Below are 15,653 nucleotides of genomic sequence, written 5' to 3'. Positions count from 1 at the left end.
GGCGTCGCTCAGTCGCCGGAGAGTGCGGGGCCGGCCCCGTTGGGGGCCGCTTCGAGTGCGGCGCGCAGGTGCCCCCGTGCCTCGGCGAGCAGATCGGCGGCGTCGGCGGCGCCCACCCCGGAGAGGATCATCAGGATGGCGTCCTTGACCTCGCCGCCGGTGGCCGCGAGCGCCTTTTCGATCTGCGGTTCGGGCGCCCCGGTCGCGAGCGCGACGATGCGCCGCGAGCGCACCCGCAGCTTCTCGTTGGTCGAGCGCAGGTCGACCATGAGGTTCCCGTAGGTCTTGCCGAGCCGGATCATCGTGATGGTGGAGATCATGTTGAGGACCAGCTTCTGCGCCGTCCCCGCCTTGAGCCGGGTCGACCCGGAGACCAGCTCGGGCCCGGTCTCGATCTCCAGCGCGTGCTCGGCGGCGGCGCCCAGGGCGGAGCCCGCGTTGCAGGCCAGCCCGACCGTCAGCGCCCCCGCGGAGCGGGCGTGCTCGACGGCGGCCACGGCGTAGGGGGTGCGACCCGACGCCGAGATCCCCACCACCACGTCCTGGGGGCCGAGGCCGAGCGCGTCCAGGTCGGCGGCGGCCCGCGCGGCGTCGTCCTCGGCGCCCTCGACGGCGGTGCGTATGGCCTGTTCGCCGCCTGCGATCAAGCCGATGACCTGCTCGGGCGCGGTGTTGAACGTGGGCGGGCACTCACTGGCGTCCAAGACGCCCATGCGCCCCGCGGTTCCGGCGCCGGCGTAGACGAGCCGGCCGCCGCCGCCCATGCGCTCGGCTATGGCGTCGATGGCCGAGGCGATGGCGGGCAGCGCGGCGGAGATGGCCGCCGGGACCTCGGCGTCGCCCTCGTTCATGGTCCGCGCGAGGTCCAGGGTGGGCAGCCGGTCGATCTCGGCGTGGTCGGGCCGGCGTGCCTCGGTCGACAGCGTCTCCAACTGCCGGCGCAGCTCGGCGGAGGGGCCCTCGGTGGTGGTCATCAGGTGGCGCGTCCTCGTCGTCGGGGCCTGGGATGCGGCGGGCGGGCCACCGGGTTGGTTTTCTCCCGCGGTCCGCTCATACGGGAAGGTTATTTACCACGCGCCCCGCGCACCACCCCGGGGCGGCACCGCTCTTTCGCGCCTCGCCCGGTCCGACGGCGGGCCCGGCCGAGGGCGGGGCGCCGCGCCTGGGCGGGTCAGTCCCTGCGACGGGCCAGCGTGAGGCCGTCGCCGATCGGCAGCAGGACGACCTCCACGCGCGGGTCGGCCAGTGCGTGGTCGTTGAAGTCGCGGATGCCCTGGACCTGCGCCGACGTCACGTCGGGGTCGATGACCCGCCCGTGCGACAGGGTGTTGTCGACCAGCAGCGCGCCGCCCGGCCGGATGCGCGGCACCAGTGCGTCCCAGTAGCCGATGTAGCCCTCTTTGTCGGCGTCGATGAACGCCAGGTCGAACCGCGGCCCCTCCGGCAGCGCCCGCAGGGTCTCCAGTGCCGGGGCCAGCTTGAGCGTGATCTTCCCGGCGACCCCCGCGCGCTCCCAGTAGCGGCGGGCGACCGAGGTCCATTCCTCGCTGATGTCGCAGGCGAGCAGGGTGCCGTCGGCCGGCAGGCCGCGGGCCGTGCAGATCGCGGAGTAGCCGGTGAAGGTGCCGACCTCCACGGCGTCGCGGGCGCCGGAGAGCCGGGCCAGGAGGGTCATGAACGTGCCCTGCTCGGGACCGATCTGCATGCCCGCGCTGCGCGGGTACAGGCGCTCGGTCTCGGCGGCGAGGTCGGCGAGGACGTCGTCGACCGGGGCGCTGTGGGCCACGATGTAGTCGTTCAGTTCCGGGCTCAGGGACTCCGAGGTGCGCGTCACGGAGATCACCTTAACCCCGCGGGGCCTCCGGGGCCGGGCGCCGCCCGGTCCTGGAGGCCCCGGCCGGGGGTCAGGACTCCGGTATGAGCTCGGGCCAGGGGAACAGGTAGACGCTGTAGAGGATGATCCCGATCGTGAGCAGCGGGGTGACGACCTTGCGTTCGATCTTGCTGTCGGTCTTGAACCCCATGTTCTGGCCGAACCGGTACTTCCAGAACGGCCACAGCAGCGGCACGCCCATCTCGGTGACCATGTCGCCGATGAAGTGGAGCAGGCAGCCGAAGGCGACCGCCAGGCCCATCCACGTGTAGTTCACGTCGTTGGTGAACAGCGCCAGTGTGATCCCCGCTGTGACCAGCGCGTTGATGACCTCGGCCGCGGTCTTGTTCTTGTCCATGCCGAAGCCGAGCCCGTTGAAGGCGATGCCGATCAGCAGGAAGACGAAGATCTGTACGGCGAGATCGGACCACAGCGCGAGTGCCTGGGTCAGCGCCCCCATGAGCAGGGCGAACAGTAGCGAGTGCGTGCCGTTGCGGTGCCCGCCGAACAGCCAGTTGAACAGCGCCCCCAGGGTGCGGGTGACCACGCCGTAGGTGTTGGTGACGGTGGCGCTCTTGTGGTCGATGTCGGGGAGCAGCGCCGCCCCCGCACAGACCAGGCCGCCCGCGATGATCTCGCCGGACCCCAGGTCGAAGCCGACCCCGAAGAACTCTGTTCCCTGGAGGAGCGGAACGACCGCCATCCATCCGACCACGCCGCTGAGCGCGTGTGAGTGCCCCATCATGGCCGGAACCGTAGCGGTAGCGGCGATTCCTGGCGAATCATCCCGGGTTTCGGAGCGGAGTTAATACCCGCTCCGGTGCATCTCGGGGTGGCGCCGACGATCCGCCCGGAACATCGTAAACAATGCGTGACAGGGAAGGTGTAGCTCGTTGACGCTCTTCCGTCCACGCTGGTAAACAACCAACACACCGACGGTCGGACTTCCCGTCCCCCACTGAAACCAAGGGGTTGGACTCACGTATGGCCACCAATTTGCCGGACCCCCCGAGACCCGGATCGCGCAGATCCCGGGCCTCCCGCCGGTTGCTCTCGGTCACCGCCGCCGCCATGGCCCTCGCCACCGCGGCGCTGCCCTCCGCGGCCGCCGGCGCCGACGAGGGGTCCGGGAACACCCTGACCGTCGGCGTGTCCCAGCCGGTCGACTCCCTCAGCCCCTTCCTCGCCCAGCGCCTCATCAGCACCAGCCTCTTCCGCCTGAACTACGACTTCCTCACCAACTACGACCCCGCCACCAACGAGCCGATCCCCGGGCTCGCGGAGTCGTGGGAGACCTCCGACGACGGCCTCACCTGGACCTTCCAGATCCGCGATGACGCCCAGTGGAGCGACGGCGAGCCCCTCACCGCCGACGACATCGCCTGGACCTACACCACGATGATGGAGGACGACGCCGCCGCCACCGCCAACGGCAACTTCGTCGCCAACTTCGAGAGCGCCACCGCCACCGACGACACCACCCTCGAAATCGTCCTCTCCGAGCCGCAGGCCACCATGCTCGCGCTCGACATCCCCATCGTCCCCCGCCACGTCTGGGAGGACGTCGAGGACTTCGGCGAGTTCAACAACGACCAGGACTTCCCGATCGTCGGCAGCGGGCCCTTCACCATCACCGGCTACGAGCCCAACCAGTCGGTGACCCTCGAGGCCAACGACGACTACTGGCGCGACCCTCCCCAGTTCGACCGCGTCGTCTTCACGACCATGCCCGAACAGGACGCCCAGGTCGAGGCGCTGCGCAGCGGCGAGGTCTCCCTCATCAGCGGCCTCACCCCCGCCCAGGCCGACGCCCTCGGGAACGAGGACGGCATCACCGTCAACAACGCCACCGGCAAGCGGTTCCAGGCGTTCACCATCAACCCCGGCGCCGAGACCCAGGACGGCGAGGCGTTCGGCGACGGCCACCCCGCCCTCCAGGACCGTGTCCTGCGCCAGGCCATCATGCGGGCGATCGACAAGGACGAGATCGTCGAGAACGTCTACGGCGGCTACGCCGAGCCCGCCGAGGGCTACATCCCCGCGCGCTACCCCGACTACGCGTGGGCCCCCGAGGGCGACCAGCGCCTCGACTTCGACGTCGACGCCGCCAACGACATGCTCGACGACGCCGGCTACGAAATGGGCGACGACGGCGTGCGCACCTCGCCCGACGGCGACCGGCTCGAACTGCGCTTCCACGTCCACAACGACCGGCCCGACTACGTCAGCATCGGACAGGTCCTCACCGAGCGCCTGGCCGCCATCGGCATCGAGATCGACAACCAGACGGTCGACCCCGGCGTGCTCAGCGACGCCCTGCACAGCGGCGAGTACGACCTCATCATGACCGGCTGGAGCGTCAACCCCGACCCCGACTACGTGCTCGGCATCCACACCTGCGACGCCCTGCCGGAAGAGCCCGGCACCATGCGCAGCGACGCCTACTTCTGCAACGAGGAGTACGACGAGCTCTACGCCGAGCAGCTGGCCGCCTACGACGACCCGCGGGCGCGCGCCGAGATCGTCAAGGACATGCAGGCCATCCTCTACGAAGAGGCCGTGGTCAACGTCCTGACCTACTCCAACACGCTGGAGGCCTACCGCTCCGACCAGATCTCCTCGATCCAGGTCCAGCCCGACCCCGGCGGCAACATCTGGGGCCAGGACGGCCACTGGAGCTTCACCTCGGCCACGCCGGCCGGGGCGGGCGCCGGCGCCGGATCGGGCCCGTCCACGGGGGTGATCGCCGGCGTCGCGGCGGTGGTCGTGGTGGCGGTCGCGGGCGGTGCCTTCTACTTCTGGCGCAGGTCGAAGACCTCCGAAGATCGAGAGTGATGCCTTGACCGCTCCGCACGACGAGGCCCCTGCGGCGGCCACCCCGGGCACCGGTCCCGGGGGCGGCCGCCGCGGCGCGGCACGAAGAACCCTCCGCTACCTGGGCGGGCGGCTGCTCACGGCGGCCGTGTCCCTGGTCGCGGTGATGGTCACCAGCTTCTTCCTGTTCCGCATCCTGCCCGGCGACCCCGTCACCGCGCTCACCCAGGGCCGCGCGGTCAGCCCCGAGCAGCTGGAGAACATGCGCCGCGACTTCGGCCTCGACCAGCCGCTGCCGCAGCAGTTCCTCGACTACTGCCTGGGCCTGCTCCGGTTCGACTTCGGCATGAGCTACCAGTACCGCGTCCCGGTGGCCGAGCTGATCGCCGAGCGCATCGGCCCCACCGTGCTGCTGGCCGGCACCGGGACCCTCATCGCCGCGGTCATCGGGCTGCTGCTGGGCACCGGCTCGGCCTGGCGGCGCGGATCGGCCATGGACCGGGTCAACACCGGGGTCGCGCTGACCATGTGGTCGGTGCCGTCGTTCTGGCTGGGCCTCATCCTCATCGTCGTGTTCGCATCGGGCACCGGGCTCTTTCCCACCAGCGGCATGATGACCCCCGGGGTCACCGGCACCTTCGCCGTGGCCCTCGACGTCGCCCACCACATGGTGCTGCCGGTCGCGACCATGGTCGCCGTCACCTACGCGCAGTACATGATGATCATGCGGTCGTCGCTGCTCGACGAGATGGGGTCGGACTACCTGACCACCGCCCGCGCCAAGGGGCTGCGCGACGCCCTGGTCCTGCGCCGCCACGCCGCGCCCAACGCGCTGCTGCCCACCGTCACCCTGATCTTCCTGAACCTGGGCCGCGTAGTGGCCGGGGTCATCCTGGTCGAGACCGTGTTCGCCTGGCCCGGGCTCGGCTCCCTGTTCTACTCCGGCCTGGGGGTCCCCGACCTGCCGACCGTGCAGGCCCTGTTCGTCGTCTTCGCGGGCGCGGTGATCCTGATGAACCTGCTGGCCGACCTGGTGTACCCCCTGCTGGACCCGAGGGTGCGCGTATGAGCGCGACCATGAGCCGGACGGAGCGGCCTGTGACGAGGACTGCGGCGGCTCCGGGAGGCGACGCCTCCCGGCGTCCCGGATACGAGCGGGGAGGAACGCCATGACCGCCCCGGAGCTTCCGCGCGACGGCGACGGCGACTCGGCCGCGCCGGCCGGCACCGTCCCCGCCCAGGGGGCCGAACCCGTCCACGAGCCCGCCGCACCGTCGCCGCCGCCACCGCCGCCCGCCTCCCGCCGGGCCCTGCTGTGGGAGCGGCGCCGCCGCGCCCTGACCGGGTTCCGGCGCGAGTACGCCCGCAACCGCGCTGGAATGTTCGGATTCGGCGCCCTGCTGCTGTTCGTGGTGGTCGCCCTCGCCGCACCGCTGTTCATCGACCCCGCCGGCCTCACCGTCACCGGCGCCCCCGGCGGGCGCTTCGAGCCGCCCAGCGCCCAGTACCCGCTGGGCACCGACGCCTTCGGCCGCTCGGTCCTGGACCTGGTCATCTGGGGTGCGCGGATCTCGCTCACCGTGGGGTTCCTCGCCACGTTCGTCTGCGTGGCGCTGGGCACCCTGGTCGGCATCGTGGCCGGGCACTTCGGCGGCGTGTGGTCCAACGTCCTGATGCGCGTCACCGACTGGTTCGTGGTGCTGCCCACGCTCGTCATGGCGGTCGCCCTGGCCGCGGTCATGAGCCGCAGCACGCTGACCATCATCATCGCCATCGGGGTCACCTGCTGGCCGACCACCGCCCGCCTGGTGCGCGCGCAGACCATCGCGGTCGAGGCCCGCCCCTACATCGAACGCGCGCGGGCTCTGGGCGGCGGGCACGCCCACGTCATGCTCCGGCACGTGCTGCCCAACGTCACCCCGGTCATCCTGGCCCAGACCACGCTGATCGTGGGCGAGTCGATCATCATGGAGTCGACCCTCGCCTTCCTCGGCCTGGGCGACCCGAGCACGATCTCCTGGGGCGGCATCCTCCAGGACGCCCGCACCGCGGGCGCCGTCAGCTCGGGCATCTGGTGGTACATGCTGCCCCCCGGCGTGGCCATCGCGGTCGTGGCCCTCGCGTTCACCCTGTGCGGGCGGGCGCTGGAAGGCGTGTTCAACCCGAGGCTGCGGGAGCGCCGGTGAACTATCTCGAAGTCAAGGACCTGCACGTCACCTACCGCACCGCCGGCGGCGAGGTCCCCGCTGTGCGCGGGGTGGGGTTCTCCGTCGAGCCGGGCCGCAAGCTCGGCGTCGCGGGGGAGTCCGGGTGCGGCAAGTCGACGGTGGCGCTCGCGCTGCTAAGGCTGCTGCCCTCCTCGGCCACCCTGAGCGGGGAGGTCCTGCTCGACGGCGAAGACGTGCTGACCATGCGGTGGGGCCGGCTGCGCGCGGTGCGCTGGGTCGGCGCGTCCATCGTCTTCCAGGGCGCCATGCACTCGCTCAACGCCGTGCGCCGCGTCGGCGACCAGATCGCCGAGCCCATCCTGCTGCACAACACCGCGACACCGGCCGAGGCCACCCGGCGCGTGGGCGAACTGCTGGAACACGTGGGCCTGCCCCGCTGGCGGGCGCGCAGCTTCCCCCACGAACTGTCCGGGGGCCAGCGCCAGCGCGTCATGATCGCCATGGCGCTCGCCTGCGAGCCGCGCCTGATCATCGCCGACGAGCCCACCACGGCCCTGGACGTCATGATCCAGGCGCAGATCCTGCGCCTCATCGACCGGCTGGTCGGCGAGCAGGGCATCAGCATGATGATGATCAGCCACGACCTGTCGGTCCTCGCCGACACCTGCGACCGGCTGGCCATCATGTACGCCGGGCGCATCGTCGAGGAGGGGCCCGCCCACACGGTGTTCGCCGGAGCCCGCCACCCCTATGGCGGGGCGCTGAGCGCGGCCTTCCCGCGCATCGGCGACCCCGCGTCGCGGCGCGCCCCCAGCGGGCTCGCCGGCGACCCGCCCGACCCCGCGGCCCTGCCGGGCGGATGCTCCTTCCGCCCCCGCTGCGCGGTGGCCCAGGACCGCTGCGGCGATGTCGACCCGGTGCTGTGGCCCGCGGGGCCCGATCGCGCCGCCGCCTGCGTGCGGGTGCTGACCGACGAGCAGGCCGCCGAGGCGGGGGTCCCCGTGGCCGCCGCCCCCGCGACCCCCGAGAAGGAGACCTCCGCATGACAGCCCTGGAGACCGCCGGGCAGGGTCCGCCCGCCGCCGCGACGCCCGTGCTCAGCGCGGCCGACCTCTACGTCCGGTTCAAGGGCCGGGGCGGGCGCGGTACCGCCCGCGCGGTCGACGGTGTCGACCTCGACGTGCGGCGGGGCGAGATCGTCGCCCTCGTGGGCGAGTCCGGCTGCGGGAAGACGACCCTGGCCCGCACCCTCTTGGGGCTGGAGAAGGCGTCCTCGGGCCGGGTGGCGTTCGAGGGCGAGCCGCTGACGTACACGTCGCGGCGGCTGAAGGCGTTCCGCAAGCGGGTGCAGCTCGTCCTCCAGGACCCCAGCGGCTCCCTCAACCCGCGCCACACCGTCTACGACGCCGTGGCCGAGGGCCTGCGCATCCACGAGGGCGCTGCGGCCGACGAGGAGCGGCGCGTCGCCGAGGCCCTCGCGCGCGCCGGGCTGCGCCCGCCGGAGCGCTACTTCCTGCGCTACCCGCACGAGCTGTCGGGCGGGCAGCGCCAGCGCGTCGTCATCGCGGGAGCGCTGGTCCTGGAGCCCGAGGTGATCATCGCCGACGAGCCGGTGGCCTCCCTGGACGCGTCGGTGCGCGGGGAGATCCTGCAACTGCTGCTGCGGCTGCGCGACGACCTGGGGCTGTCGGCGCTGGTGGTCACCCACGACCTCGGCCTGGCGTGGAACATCGCCGACCGCGTCGCGGTGATGTACCTGGGCCGCGTGGTCGAGGCCGGCACGGTCGAGGAGGTGCTGGGGGCGCCCCGGCACCCCTACACGCGGGCGCTGCTGTCGGTGCTGCCCGACGCCGACGCCGGCGAGCCGGTGGTCCTCACGGGCGAGCCGCCGGACCCGACCCACATCCCCGGCGGCTGCCGGTTCCACGCGCGCTGCCAGGTCCTCGCATCGGGAGAGGCGGAGCAGGCCGGGGTGGCCGGGCGCTGCCGCACGGCGGACCCCGGGATCCTGCCCGCCGACGACACCCACCGCGCCGCCTGCCACTGGGCCAGGGCACAGGCACCGCAGGCGTAGCCCCCTCCTCGCCGCCCGCCTCCGGGCGGCCGACGGGGTCACGGGGTGCCGGGCCCGGCATCGTCGAACCGGTGCCGGGTGGCCTCGATGCGGTCGAGGTGGGTCCGGGTCCAGGCGCACACGCCGTCGATGACCGAGCGCATCTCCGTTCCGGCCGGGGTGAGGGCGTAGTCCACGCGGGGCGGCACCACAGGGTGCACCGTCCGCTCGACCAGGCCGTCGCGTTCGAGGGCGCGCAGGGTCCGGGTGAGCATCTTGTGGCTGATGCCGTCGAGGAGCGCCCGCAGTTCGGTGAACCGCAGGGTTCCGTTGCCGAGGGCGTAGACCACCGGGACCGCCCACCGGCCGGCGACGGTCGCGAAGACCTCGGTGGCCACGGTGTTGACATGCGCCACATCGGGGCCGCCGGGCGGGCCGCTGAGCTGTTCGGTCACCTCGGGGTTCCTCTCTCACCGGAAAGTTCCGTCTTCCCGGCCAACCGGCGCGCTCCTAGCGTTCTTCCGAGCCCGGGCGCCGGCCCGGCGACCACTGCGAGGGGAACGGCCGTGACGATCCTGAAGACCTACGCCCGCCTGTGGGCGGACGACCTCGACACCGCGCTGCCGCTGCTGCGGACGCTGACCGGGCGCGAGCCCGACCTGCGCCTGGGCTTCGAGGCGGTGGAACTCGCCGCGATCGGCGACTTCCTGGTCATCGCGGGGGCCCCGGAGGCCCGCGCCCGCTACGCGAACGCGTCGGCCACGGTCGTCGTGTCCGATCTGGACGGGGCGGCGCGCGACCTCGCGGCCGACGGCGGGGAGGTCACCGTGCCGGAGGCGGCGGGCCCGACCGGCCGCTTCCTGTACGCCCGCCACCGGGGCGGGCCCGAGGTCGAGTACGTGGAGTGGACCCCCGATCTGGTCCGCCGCATCGCCGACGGCGGCTGACCGGGCGGCCCCGCACCGGGTGCGGGGCCGCTGTGCCGGGCGGGCGCCGGTCAGGCGGCCTCGCGGATGCGCTCGCGGATCCACTGGCCGGACTCCTTCAGGGGCGCCTCGCCGGTCCAGGGTCCGTTGGCGTCGCAGACGCCCTCGTCGAAGACGGCGCCGCTGCGGAAGTCGTCGGAGAAGTTCCAGTTCACCCAACTGATCTGCCGCTCGGCCATGAGGTCGATGTAGCGCTGGGCCGAGGCGAAGTCGTGCGCGCCGTCACCGGTGGCCGACTGGGTGCCGAACTCGGTGACGAAGATCGGCAGCTCGTCGGCGGCGCGGTCCAGGGTGTCCAGGTAGGACTGGCCGTGGGAGGCCGCGTAGAAGTGGAAGGTGTACATCAGGTTGTCCGCGTCGACGGGGTCGGCGATGATCTCGCGCTCGTCGGAGCCGTCGGAGACCCCCAGCGACGACCAGCCGCGGGTGCCCACGAGCACAACGGAGTCGGGGTCCTCGGCGCGGATCACGGGGATGACCTGCTCGGCGTAGCCCTTGATGGAGCTCCAGCTCACGCCGTTGGGCTCGTTGGCGATCTCGTAGAGGACATTGGGATTGCCCGCGTGCTCGCGGGCGATCTCGGCGAAGAAGGTGCGGGCCGCGTCGAGGTTGTGGTTGGGGTCGCCGGGGGTGAGCATGTGCCAGTCGACGATGGCGTACAGGCCGCGTTCGGTGGCCTCGCCGATCAGCTCGTGGACCCGCTTGGTGAACCCTTCGGGATCGGTCTCGTAGCCGTCCTCCTGGATGTACATGGAGATGCGCAGGACGTCGGCGTTCCAGTCGCCGGCCAGGGCGTCGAGCGAGCCGTCGGTGAGGCAGTGGCCGTACCACTGGAGCCCGTGGCTGCTCATGCCCTGGAGCTGGACGGGTTCGCCGTCCTCGCCGCACAGCAGGGTGCCGCAGACGGCGAGCTGCCCGTTCTCGGCGACCGCGCTGCCGGCGGGCGCTGCGGCCGGGGCGGCCTGGTCGGACCCGGCGGCGACGGCGGTGGCGCCGGAACCGGGCGGTGCGGGCGGGGCGACGAGGGCCGCGGCCGCCAGGGCCAGGCCCAGCAGGGCGGCCGCCGCGGCGGGCAGGAGGCGTGCGTGGGGGAGGGTGCGGGGGAGGCGCGCCATCGTGTCTCCAGGGGGGTCGGGGCGCGGGCAGGGGGTGTGGGGAATGTGGGGGGAGTGGGGGAGAAGGCGGGGCCGGGGGATTCGGAAACGCTTTCCCGGCCATTGGTCCCGGACGGTAACGACACCTTCCCGTTGCGTCAATAGGGGCAACGGGCGGCAGCCGCGGCCGCCCGCCGCCCGGGTGCAGGTGGGACGCGCGGTGTGTGTTGTGGACAAGCTCTGCGGGGCGGGCGGTGATCGTGCACCATGGAGGGGTGGACGCCCAAGACGTATCCCTCCTCCGCGAACTCCTGGCCTCGACCTCGTGGGTCGGGCGCGCCGACGACCTCGGCCGCGCGCTGCGGCGCACCCGCGATCCCGGGGGGCTGCTCCTCGTCGGAACCCCTGACCACGAGCCCTGGCACCTCGCCGCGCACCTCGACGACGAAAGCCGCTACGCCGGCCTGCCGCAGCTGGCCCCGAGCCTGGTCCGCTGGAACCCGCCCCCCGACGCCCCCGCCCATCTGCGCATCGGCCTCGAACGCCTCGAGGACGCCCGGCGCGGCGAAACCCTTTTCGTGGTGAACTCCGAGGTCGAGGCGCCGGTGCCGCTGCTGGAACGGGTCGACGACGCCCGCCGCACCGGTGCCACGGTCCTCGCGCTCGACCACGGCGACCCCGAACTCGGCGCGCTCGCCCACGACTCCATCAGCCTCCTGCCCGAACGCTCGCCGCTGTCGTTCGAAGGGCTGCAACACCTGGTCAGCACGGCGGCCGGGCAGCCCGAAGGCCGCCGCAAGGCCGGGGTCCGCGACCGCCTGTCGCGTTTCCTCGACCTCGTCAGCGGCCCTCGCGTGCTCGACCACCAGGACAGCTACTGACCTCGCCGGCCCGGTCGCTCCACCGTGTCGCCCGCATGGTGCCGGGGGAGGTCAGTCGCGGTCCTGCTCGTCCCACGCCTCGTTGCGTTCGGCCACCGTGTGCAGCGCCTCGGCGGCCGTCTCCCGGTCGGGGTAGGGGCCCAGCCGGTACTTGTCGGGGCAACCGGGTCCCTGCTCGGGTCGGCTGTGCCTGAGGCAATACCACCACCGCCGGTCGCCGCCGGGCGTGATGTCCTCCCGGTCACTCATGGTCGACTCCCGCTGATTCGTTCCGGTTTCGACTGCCTGCACCCGGCTCCTACCCGCACCGCGTGCTCCCGACTCCGATCCGGCCGCAAGCCGTACGAACTACACTGCGACGACATGAGCACTCCGCTGGTTCCCGGGCGTATCTCGCCGCCTCGTTCGGTCCCCTCCCCCATCGCGCGCCCCGAATACGTGGGCCGCAAGCACCCGGTCGAGGGTGTGCTGGGCGACCTCCAGAGCCCCGAGACCATCGAGAACATGCGGGTGGCCGGCCGGATCGCCGCCCAGGCGCTGGCCGAGGTCGGCAAGCACGTCGTCCCCGGTGTCACCACCGATGAGCTCGACCGCATCGGCCACGAGTTCCTGGTCGACCACGGCGCCTACCCCAGCACCCTGGGGTACAAGGGGTACCCGAAGTCGCTGTGCGCCTCGCTCAACGAGGTCATCTGCCACGGCATCCCCGACGACACCGTCGTCGCCGACGGCGACATCGTCAACATCGACATCACCGCCTACATCCGCGGCGTCCACGGCGACACCAACGCCACCTTTCTCGCCGGCGACGTCGCCGAGGAGTCGCGGCTGCTGGTCGAACGCACCCACGAGGCCACCATGCGGGCCATCAAGGCATGCCGGCCCGGCCGCCAGATCAACGTCATCGGCCGCGTCATCGAGTCCTACGCCAAGCGCTTCGGCTACGGCGTGGTGCGCGACTTCACCGGCCACGGCGTGGGCCCGGAGTTCCACTCCGGCCTGGTCGTCCCGCACTACGACGACCCCCGCGCCACCACCGTCATGCAGCCCGGCATGACCTTCACCATCGAGCCCATGATCACCCTGGGCGGGGTCGCCTACGACATCTGGGACGACGGCTGGACCGCGGTCACGGCCGACCGCAGCCGCACCGCGCAGTTCGAGCACACCCTCGTCATCACCGACTCCGGCGCCGAGATCCTGACCCTGCCCTGACCCGGCGGCGCCGGCCCGCCCGCGGGCGGGCCGGGGTCCCCCGGACGAACCCGGCCGAACCCCATCTGACCGGGGCATTCCTGGCCTGACCTGGCCACCGCGCCACGCCGGTGGGATACCGCAGCCGGGGGTCCAACCGGTAGGGTCCATCCCGTGAAGATCCTTATCTCCGCCGACATGGAGGGGGCGACGGGGGTCACCTGGCCGGCCGACGTCGAGCCGGGGACCGAGCAGTGGCAGCGCTGCCGGTCGATGTTCACCTCCGACGTCAACGGCGCCATCGAGGGCTTCTTCGCCGGCGGCGCCGGCGAGGTCATGGTCAACGAGGCGCACGCGACCATGCGCAACCTGCTCCTGGAACACCTCGACGACCGCGCCGTGATGCTCACCGGCCGCCACAAGGACCTCTCGATGGTCGAGGGCGTCCAGAGCGGCGACGTCGACGCCATCGCCTTCGTGGGCTACCACTGCGGCGCCGGCGACGAAGGGGTGCTCGCCCACACCTACCTGCCCAACTCGATCACCGGGGTGTGGCTGAACGGCGAACCCGCCAGCGAGGGCCGGCTCAACTCCTTCGTGGTCGCCGAGTACGGGGTGCCCGTCGTGCTGGTCACCGGCGACGACCGCGCCTGCGCCGACGCCGCGGCCTACGCCCCCGATGCCCGCACCGTCGCCGTCAAGGACTACGTGTCGCGCTACGCCGCCGTCTGCCGCACACCGGCGCGCACCCGCGCCGACATCGCCGCGGCCGCGCAGGCGTCCATGGCGCTCGCGGGGCGCACGGAGCCGGTCCGGCACGGCCCCCTCACCGTCGAGGTGGAGGTCGACGCCGCCCACCTCGCGGGGGCCGCCGCAACGGCGCCGGGCGTCGAGCAGGTGGGGGAGCGGCGCGTCCGGTCCACATCGCCCGACGCCTATGAGATGATCCGCTGTTTCAAGACCGTCGCCACGCTCATCTCCTCCGCCGTGGAGTCGCGGTACGGATGACGCGGGCGGGCGGTGCGCGCGCCGTGCGCGGACCGCCGGCAACGGCAGAGCGGCCCCGGACCCGAACCGGGGCGGGCGTGTGCGGCGGGGGCGGCCACGACACCGGAACGGCAGGAACCAGGAACCTTGCGACGGGGCAACGAGGCAGACGAGGGGCGGCGGCCCGCGCCGCTGGAGACCGCCGACGACGAAGTCGTCCGGTTCACCTCCGACCTGATCCGCATCGACACCAGCAACCGCGGCGGGGGCGACTGCCGCGAGCGGCCCGCGGCCGAGTACGTCGCCGAGCGCCTCGCCGACGCCGGGCTCGAACCGCGGATCCTGGAATCGGCGCCCGGGCGGGCCAACGTCGTGGCCCGCATCAGCGGCACCGACCCCTCCGCTCCGGCGCTGCTCGTCCACGGCCACCTCGATGTCGTCCCGGCCGATCCCGCCGACTGGACGGTGCACCCGTTCTCCGGCGAGGTCCGCGACGGCCTGGTGTGGGGGCGCGGCGCCATCGACATGAAGAACACCGACGCCATGGTCCTGGCGCTGGCGCGCGACTGGGCCCGCACCGGCCGGGCGCCGCGGCGCGACATCGTCCTCGCCTTCACCGCCGACGAGGAGGACAGCGCCGTCCACGGCGCCGACTTCCTGGTCCGTCGCCACCCCGACCTGTTCGAGGGCTGCACCGAAGGCATCAGCGAATCCGGCGCCTACACCTTCCACGCCGCCGCTCCGGGGGGCGAGCGCGTGCGGCTCTACCCGGTGGGCGCCGGCGAGCGCGGGACGGCGTGGCTGCGGCTCACCGCGCGCGGGACCGCCGGGCACGGCTCCAAGGTCAACCGCGACAACGCCGTGAGCGCCCTGGCCGCGGCCGTCGCCCGGATCGACGCCCACCGCTGGCCCGTCCGGCTCACCCCGCTCACCCGCGCCGCGATCACCGAGGTGGCCGCGGCCATGGGGGTCAAGGTCGACCTCGACGCCCCGGAGTTCGACCCCGAGCGCGACCTCGACGCCCTGCTGGAGCGCCTGGGGACGGCGTCCGCCCTGCTGGCCTCCACCGTCCGCAACAGCGCCAACCCCACGATGCTCGACGCCGGGTACAAGGTCAACGTCATCCCCGGTACCGCCTCCGCCGGGGTCGACGGCCGCGTCCTGCCGGGGGCCGAGGACGAGTTCCGCACCACCATGGACGAGCTCACCGGGGACCGGGTCTCCTGGGGGTACCGGCACTCCTCCCCGGCGCTGATGGCGCCGGTGCAGTCGCCCACCTTCGCCGCCATGCGCGCCGCCCTGCTCGCCCACGATCCCGAGGCGCACGTGGTGCCCGTGTGCATGTCGGGCGGCACCGACGCCAAGCAGTTCTCCGAGCTCGGCATCGTCGGCTACGGCTTCTCCCCGCTGCGGCTGCCGCCGTCGCTGGACTACGCGGCGCTCTTCCACGGTGTCGACGAACGGGTGCCGGTCGACGCCCTGCGCTTCGGGCTGCGCGTCCTGGACCGCTTCCTGACCACCGTCGAATGAGCGGGACGGCCGATCACGGGTGCCGGCGCCCAACGGCGCGCATTCGTGGACCGGAACACGGAGTTTCGCCGGA

16 protein-coding genes are annotated in these 15,653 nt (G+C 72.7%); 10 read left to right on the top strand and 6 right to left on the bottom strand.

Annotation, left to right across the window (positions count from 1 at the left end; translation table 11 throughout):
- Nucleotides 1-8 precede the first annotated feature (8 nt).
- From murQ to ACFO4E_RS07100, 3 genes are all read right to left on the bottom strand, one after another.
- Nucleotides 9-974, bottom strand: a complete 966-nt coding sequence (gene murQ / locus ACFO4E_RS07110; protein ID WP_378572227.1) for an N-acetylmuramic acid 6-phosphate etherase — start codon at nucleotides 972-974, stop codon at nucleotides 9-11.
- 197 nt (nucleotides 975-1,171) lie between these two features.
- Nucleotides 1,172-1,834 carry an O-methyltransferase gene (locus ACFO4E_RS07105; RefSeq protein ID WP_378572226.1) on the bottom strand — a complete coding sequence of 221 codons (663 nt, stop codon included), beginning with the start codon at nucleotides 1,832-1,834 and terminating at the stop codon, nucleotides 1,172-1,174.
- 70 nt (nucleotides 1,835-1,904) lie between these two features.
- Nucleotides 1,905-2,618 carry a metal-dependent hydrolase gene (locus ACFO4E_RS07100; protein WP_378572225.1) on the bottom strand — a complete coding sequence of 238 codons (714 nt, stop codon included), beginning with the start codon at nucleotides 2,616-2,618 and terminating at the stop codon, nucleotides 1,905-1,907.
- A 239-nt stretch (nucleotides 2,619-2,857) separates the two neighbouring features.
- On the opposite strand from ACFO4E_RS07100, the gene ACFO4E_RS07095 reads away from it, so the two are divergent.
- From ACFO4E_RS07095 to ACFO4E_RS07075, 5 genes are all read left to right on the top strand, one after another.
- Entirely contained in the window at nucleotides 2,858-4,708 is a 1,851-nt protein-coding gene (locus ACFO4E_RS07095; protein WP_378572224.1) for an ABC transporter substrate-binding protein, read from the top strand.
- 4 nt (nucleotides 4,709-4,712) lie between these two features.
- Complete coding sequence (locus ACFO4E_RS07090; RefSeq protein WP_378572223.1) at nucleotides 4,713-5,756, top strand: ABC transporter permease; 1,044 nt, start codon at nucleotides 4,713-4,715, stop codon at nucleotides 5,754-5,756.
- A gap of 100 nt (nucleotides 5,757-5,856) precedes the next feature.
- A complete protein-coding gene (locus ACFO4E_RS07085; RefSeq protein WP_378572222.1) occupies nucleotides 5,857-6,873 on the top strand; it encodes an ABC transporter permease in 1,017 nt (338 codons plus the stop codon).
- On the top strand, nucleotides 6,870-7,901 hold the full coding sequence (locus tag ACFO4E_RS07080) for an ABC transporter ATP-binding protein (RefSeq protein WP_378572221.1): 1,032 nt from the start codon (nucleotides 6,870-6,872) through the stop codon (nucleotides 7,899-7,901). The genes ACFO4E_RS07085 and ACFO4E_RS07080 overlap by 4 nt, the downstream gene beginning before the upstream one ends.
- Nucleotides 7,898-8,929: an ABC transporter ATP-binding protein gene (locus tag ACFO4E_RS07075; RefSeq protein WP_378572220.1), complete on the top strand. Its 1,032-nt coding sequence runs from the start codon at nucleotides 7,898-7,900 to the stop codon at nucleotides 8,927-8,929. Before ACFO4E_RS07080 ends, ACFO4E_RS07075 begins: the two co-directional genes overlap by 4 nt.
- A 38-nt stretch (nucleotides 8,930-8,967) precedes the next feature.
- Here the strand turns inward: ACFO4E_RS07075 and ACFO4E_RS07070 are convergent, their stop codons facing one another.
- Nucleotides 8,968-9,363 (bottom strand): winged helix-turn-helix transcriptional regulator, encoded by a 396-nt coding sequence (locus tag ACFO4E_RS07070; RefSeq protein ID WP_378572219.1) that lies wholly within the window; start codon nucleotides 9,361-9,363, stop codon nucleotides 8,968-8,970.
- A gap of 111 nt (nucleotides 9,364-9,474) precedes the next feature.
- On the opposite strand from ACFO4E_RS07070, the gene ACFO4E_RS07065 reads away from it, so the two are divergent.
- Nucleotides 9,475-9,855: a hypothetical protein gene (locus ACFO4E_RS07065; RefSeq protein ID WP_378572218.1), complete on the top strand. Its 381-nt coding sequence runs from the start codon at nucleotides 9,475-9,477 to the stop codon at nucleotides 9,853-9,855.
- Between the two features lie 50 nt (nucleotides 9,856-9,905).
- Here ACFO4E_RS07065 and ACFO4E_RS07060 read toward each other — a convergent pair whose 3' ends face one another.
- Nucleotides 9,906-11,009: a glycoside hydrolase family 5 protein gene (locus tag ACFO4E_RS07060; protein WP_378572217.1), complete on the bottom strand. Its 1,104-nt coding sequence runs from the start codon at nucleotides 11,007-11,009 to the stop codon at nucleotides 9,906-9,908.
- Between the two features lie 254 nt (nucleotides 11,010-11,263).
- Between ACFO4E_RS07060 and ACFO4E_RS07055 the strand changes: the two genes are divergently transcribed.
- Entirely contained in the window at nucleotides 11,264-11,869 is a 606-nt protein-coding gene (locus ACFO4E_RS07055; protein WP_378572216.1) for a hypothetical protein, read from the top strand.
- 51 nt (nucleotides 11,870-11,920) lie between these two features.
- On the opposite strand, the gene ACFO4E_RS07050 is transcribed toward ACFO4E_RS07055, so the two are convergent.
- Entirely contained in the window at nucleotides 11,921-12,118 is a 198-nt protein-coding gene (locus ACFO4E_RS07050; protein ID WP_378572215.1) for a hypothetical protein, read from the bottom strand.
- Nucleotides 12,119-12,232: 114 nt separating this feature from the next.
- On the opposite strand from ACFO4E_RS07050, the gene map reads away from it, so the two are divergent.
- From map to ACFO4E_RS07035, 3 genes are all read left to right on the top strand, one after another.
- Nucleotides 12,233-13,084, top strand: a complete 852-nt coding sequence (gene map, locus ACFO4E_RS07045) for a type I methionyl aminopeptidase (protein ID WP_378572214.1) — start codon at nucleotides 12,233-12,235, stop codon at nucleotides 13,082-13,084.
- A gap of 153 nt (nucleotides 13,085-13,237) precedes the next feature.
- Nucleotides 13,238-14,071, top strand: coding sequence for a M55 family metallopeptidase (locus tag ACFO4E_RS07040; protein ID WP_378572213.1), 834 nt, complete (start codon nucleotides 13,238-13,240; stop codon nucleotides 14,069-14,071).
- Nucleotides 14,072-14,197: 126 nt separating this feature from the next.
- Nucleotides 14,198-15,580, top strand: coding sequence for a M20/M25/M40 family metallo-hydrolase (locus ACFO4E_RS07035; protein ID WP_378572212.1), 1,383 nt, complete (start codon nucleotides 14,198-14,200; stop codon nucleotides 15,578-15,580).
- The last annotated feature ends 73 nt before the right edge of the window (nucleotides 15,581-15,653 follow it).

The organism is Nocardiopsis mangrovi, from assembly GCF_042653925.1.
Lineage (GTDB): Bacteria > Actinomycetota > Actinomycetes > Streptosporangiales > Streptosporangiaceae > Nocardiopsis_B > Nocardiopsis_B mangrovi.
The sequence above is the reverse complement of the archived record's forward strand: the minus strand, read 5'-3'. Positions and strand labels throughout refer to the sequence as shown.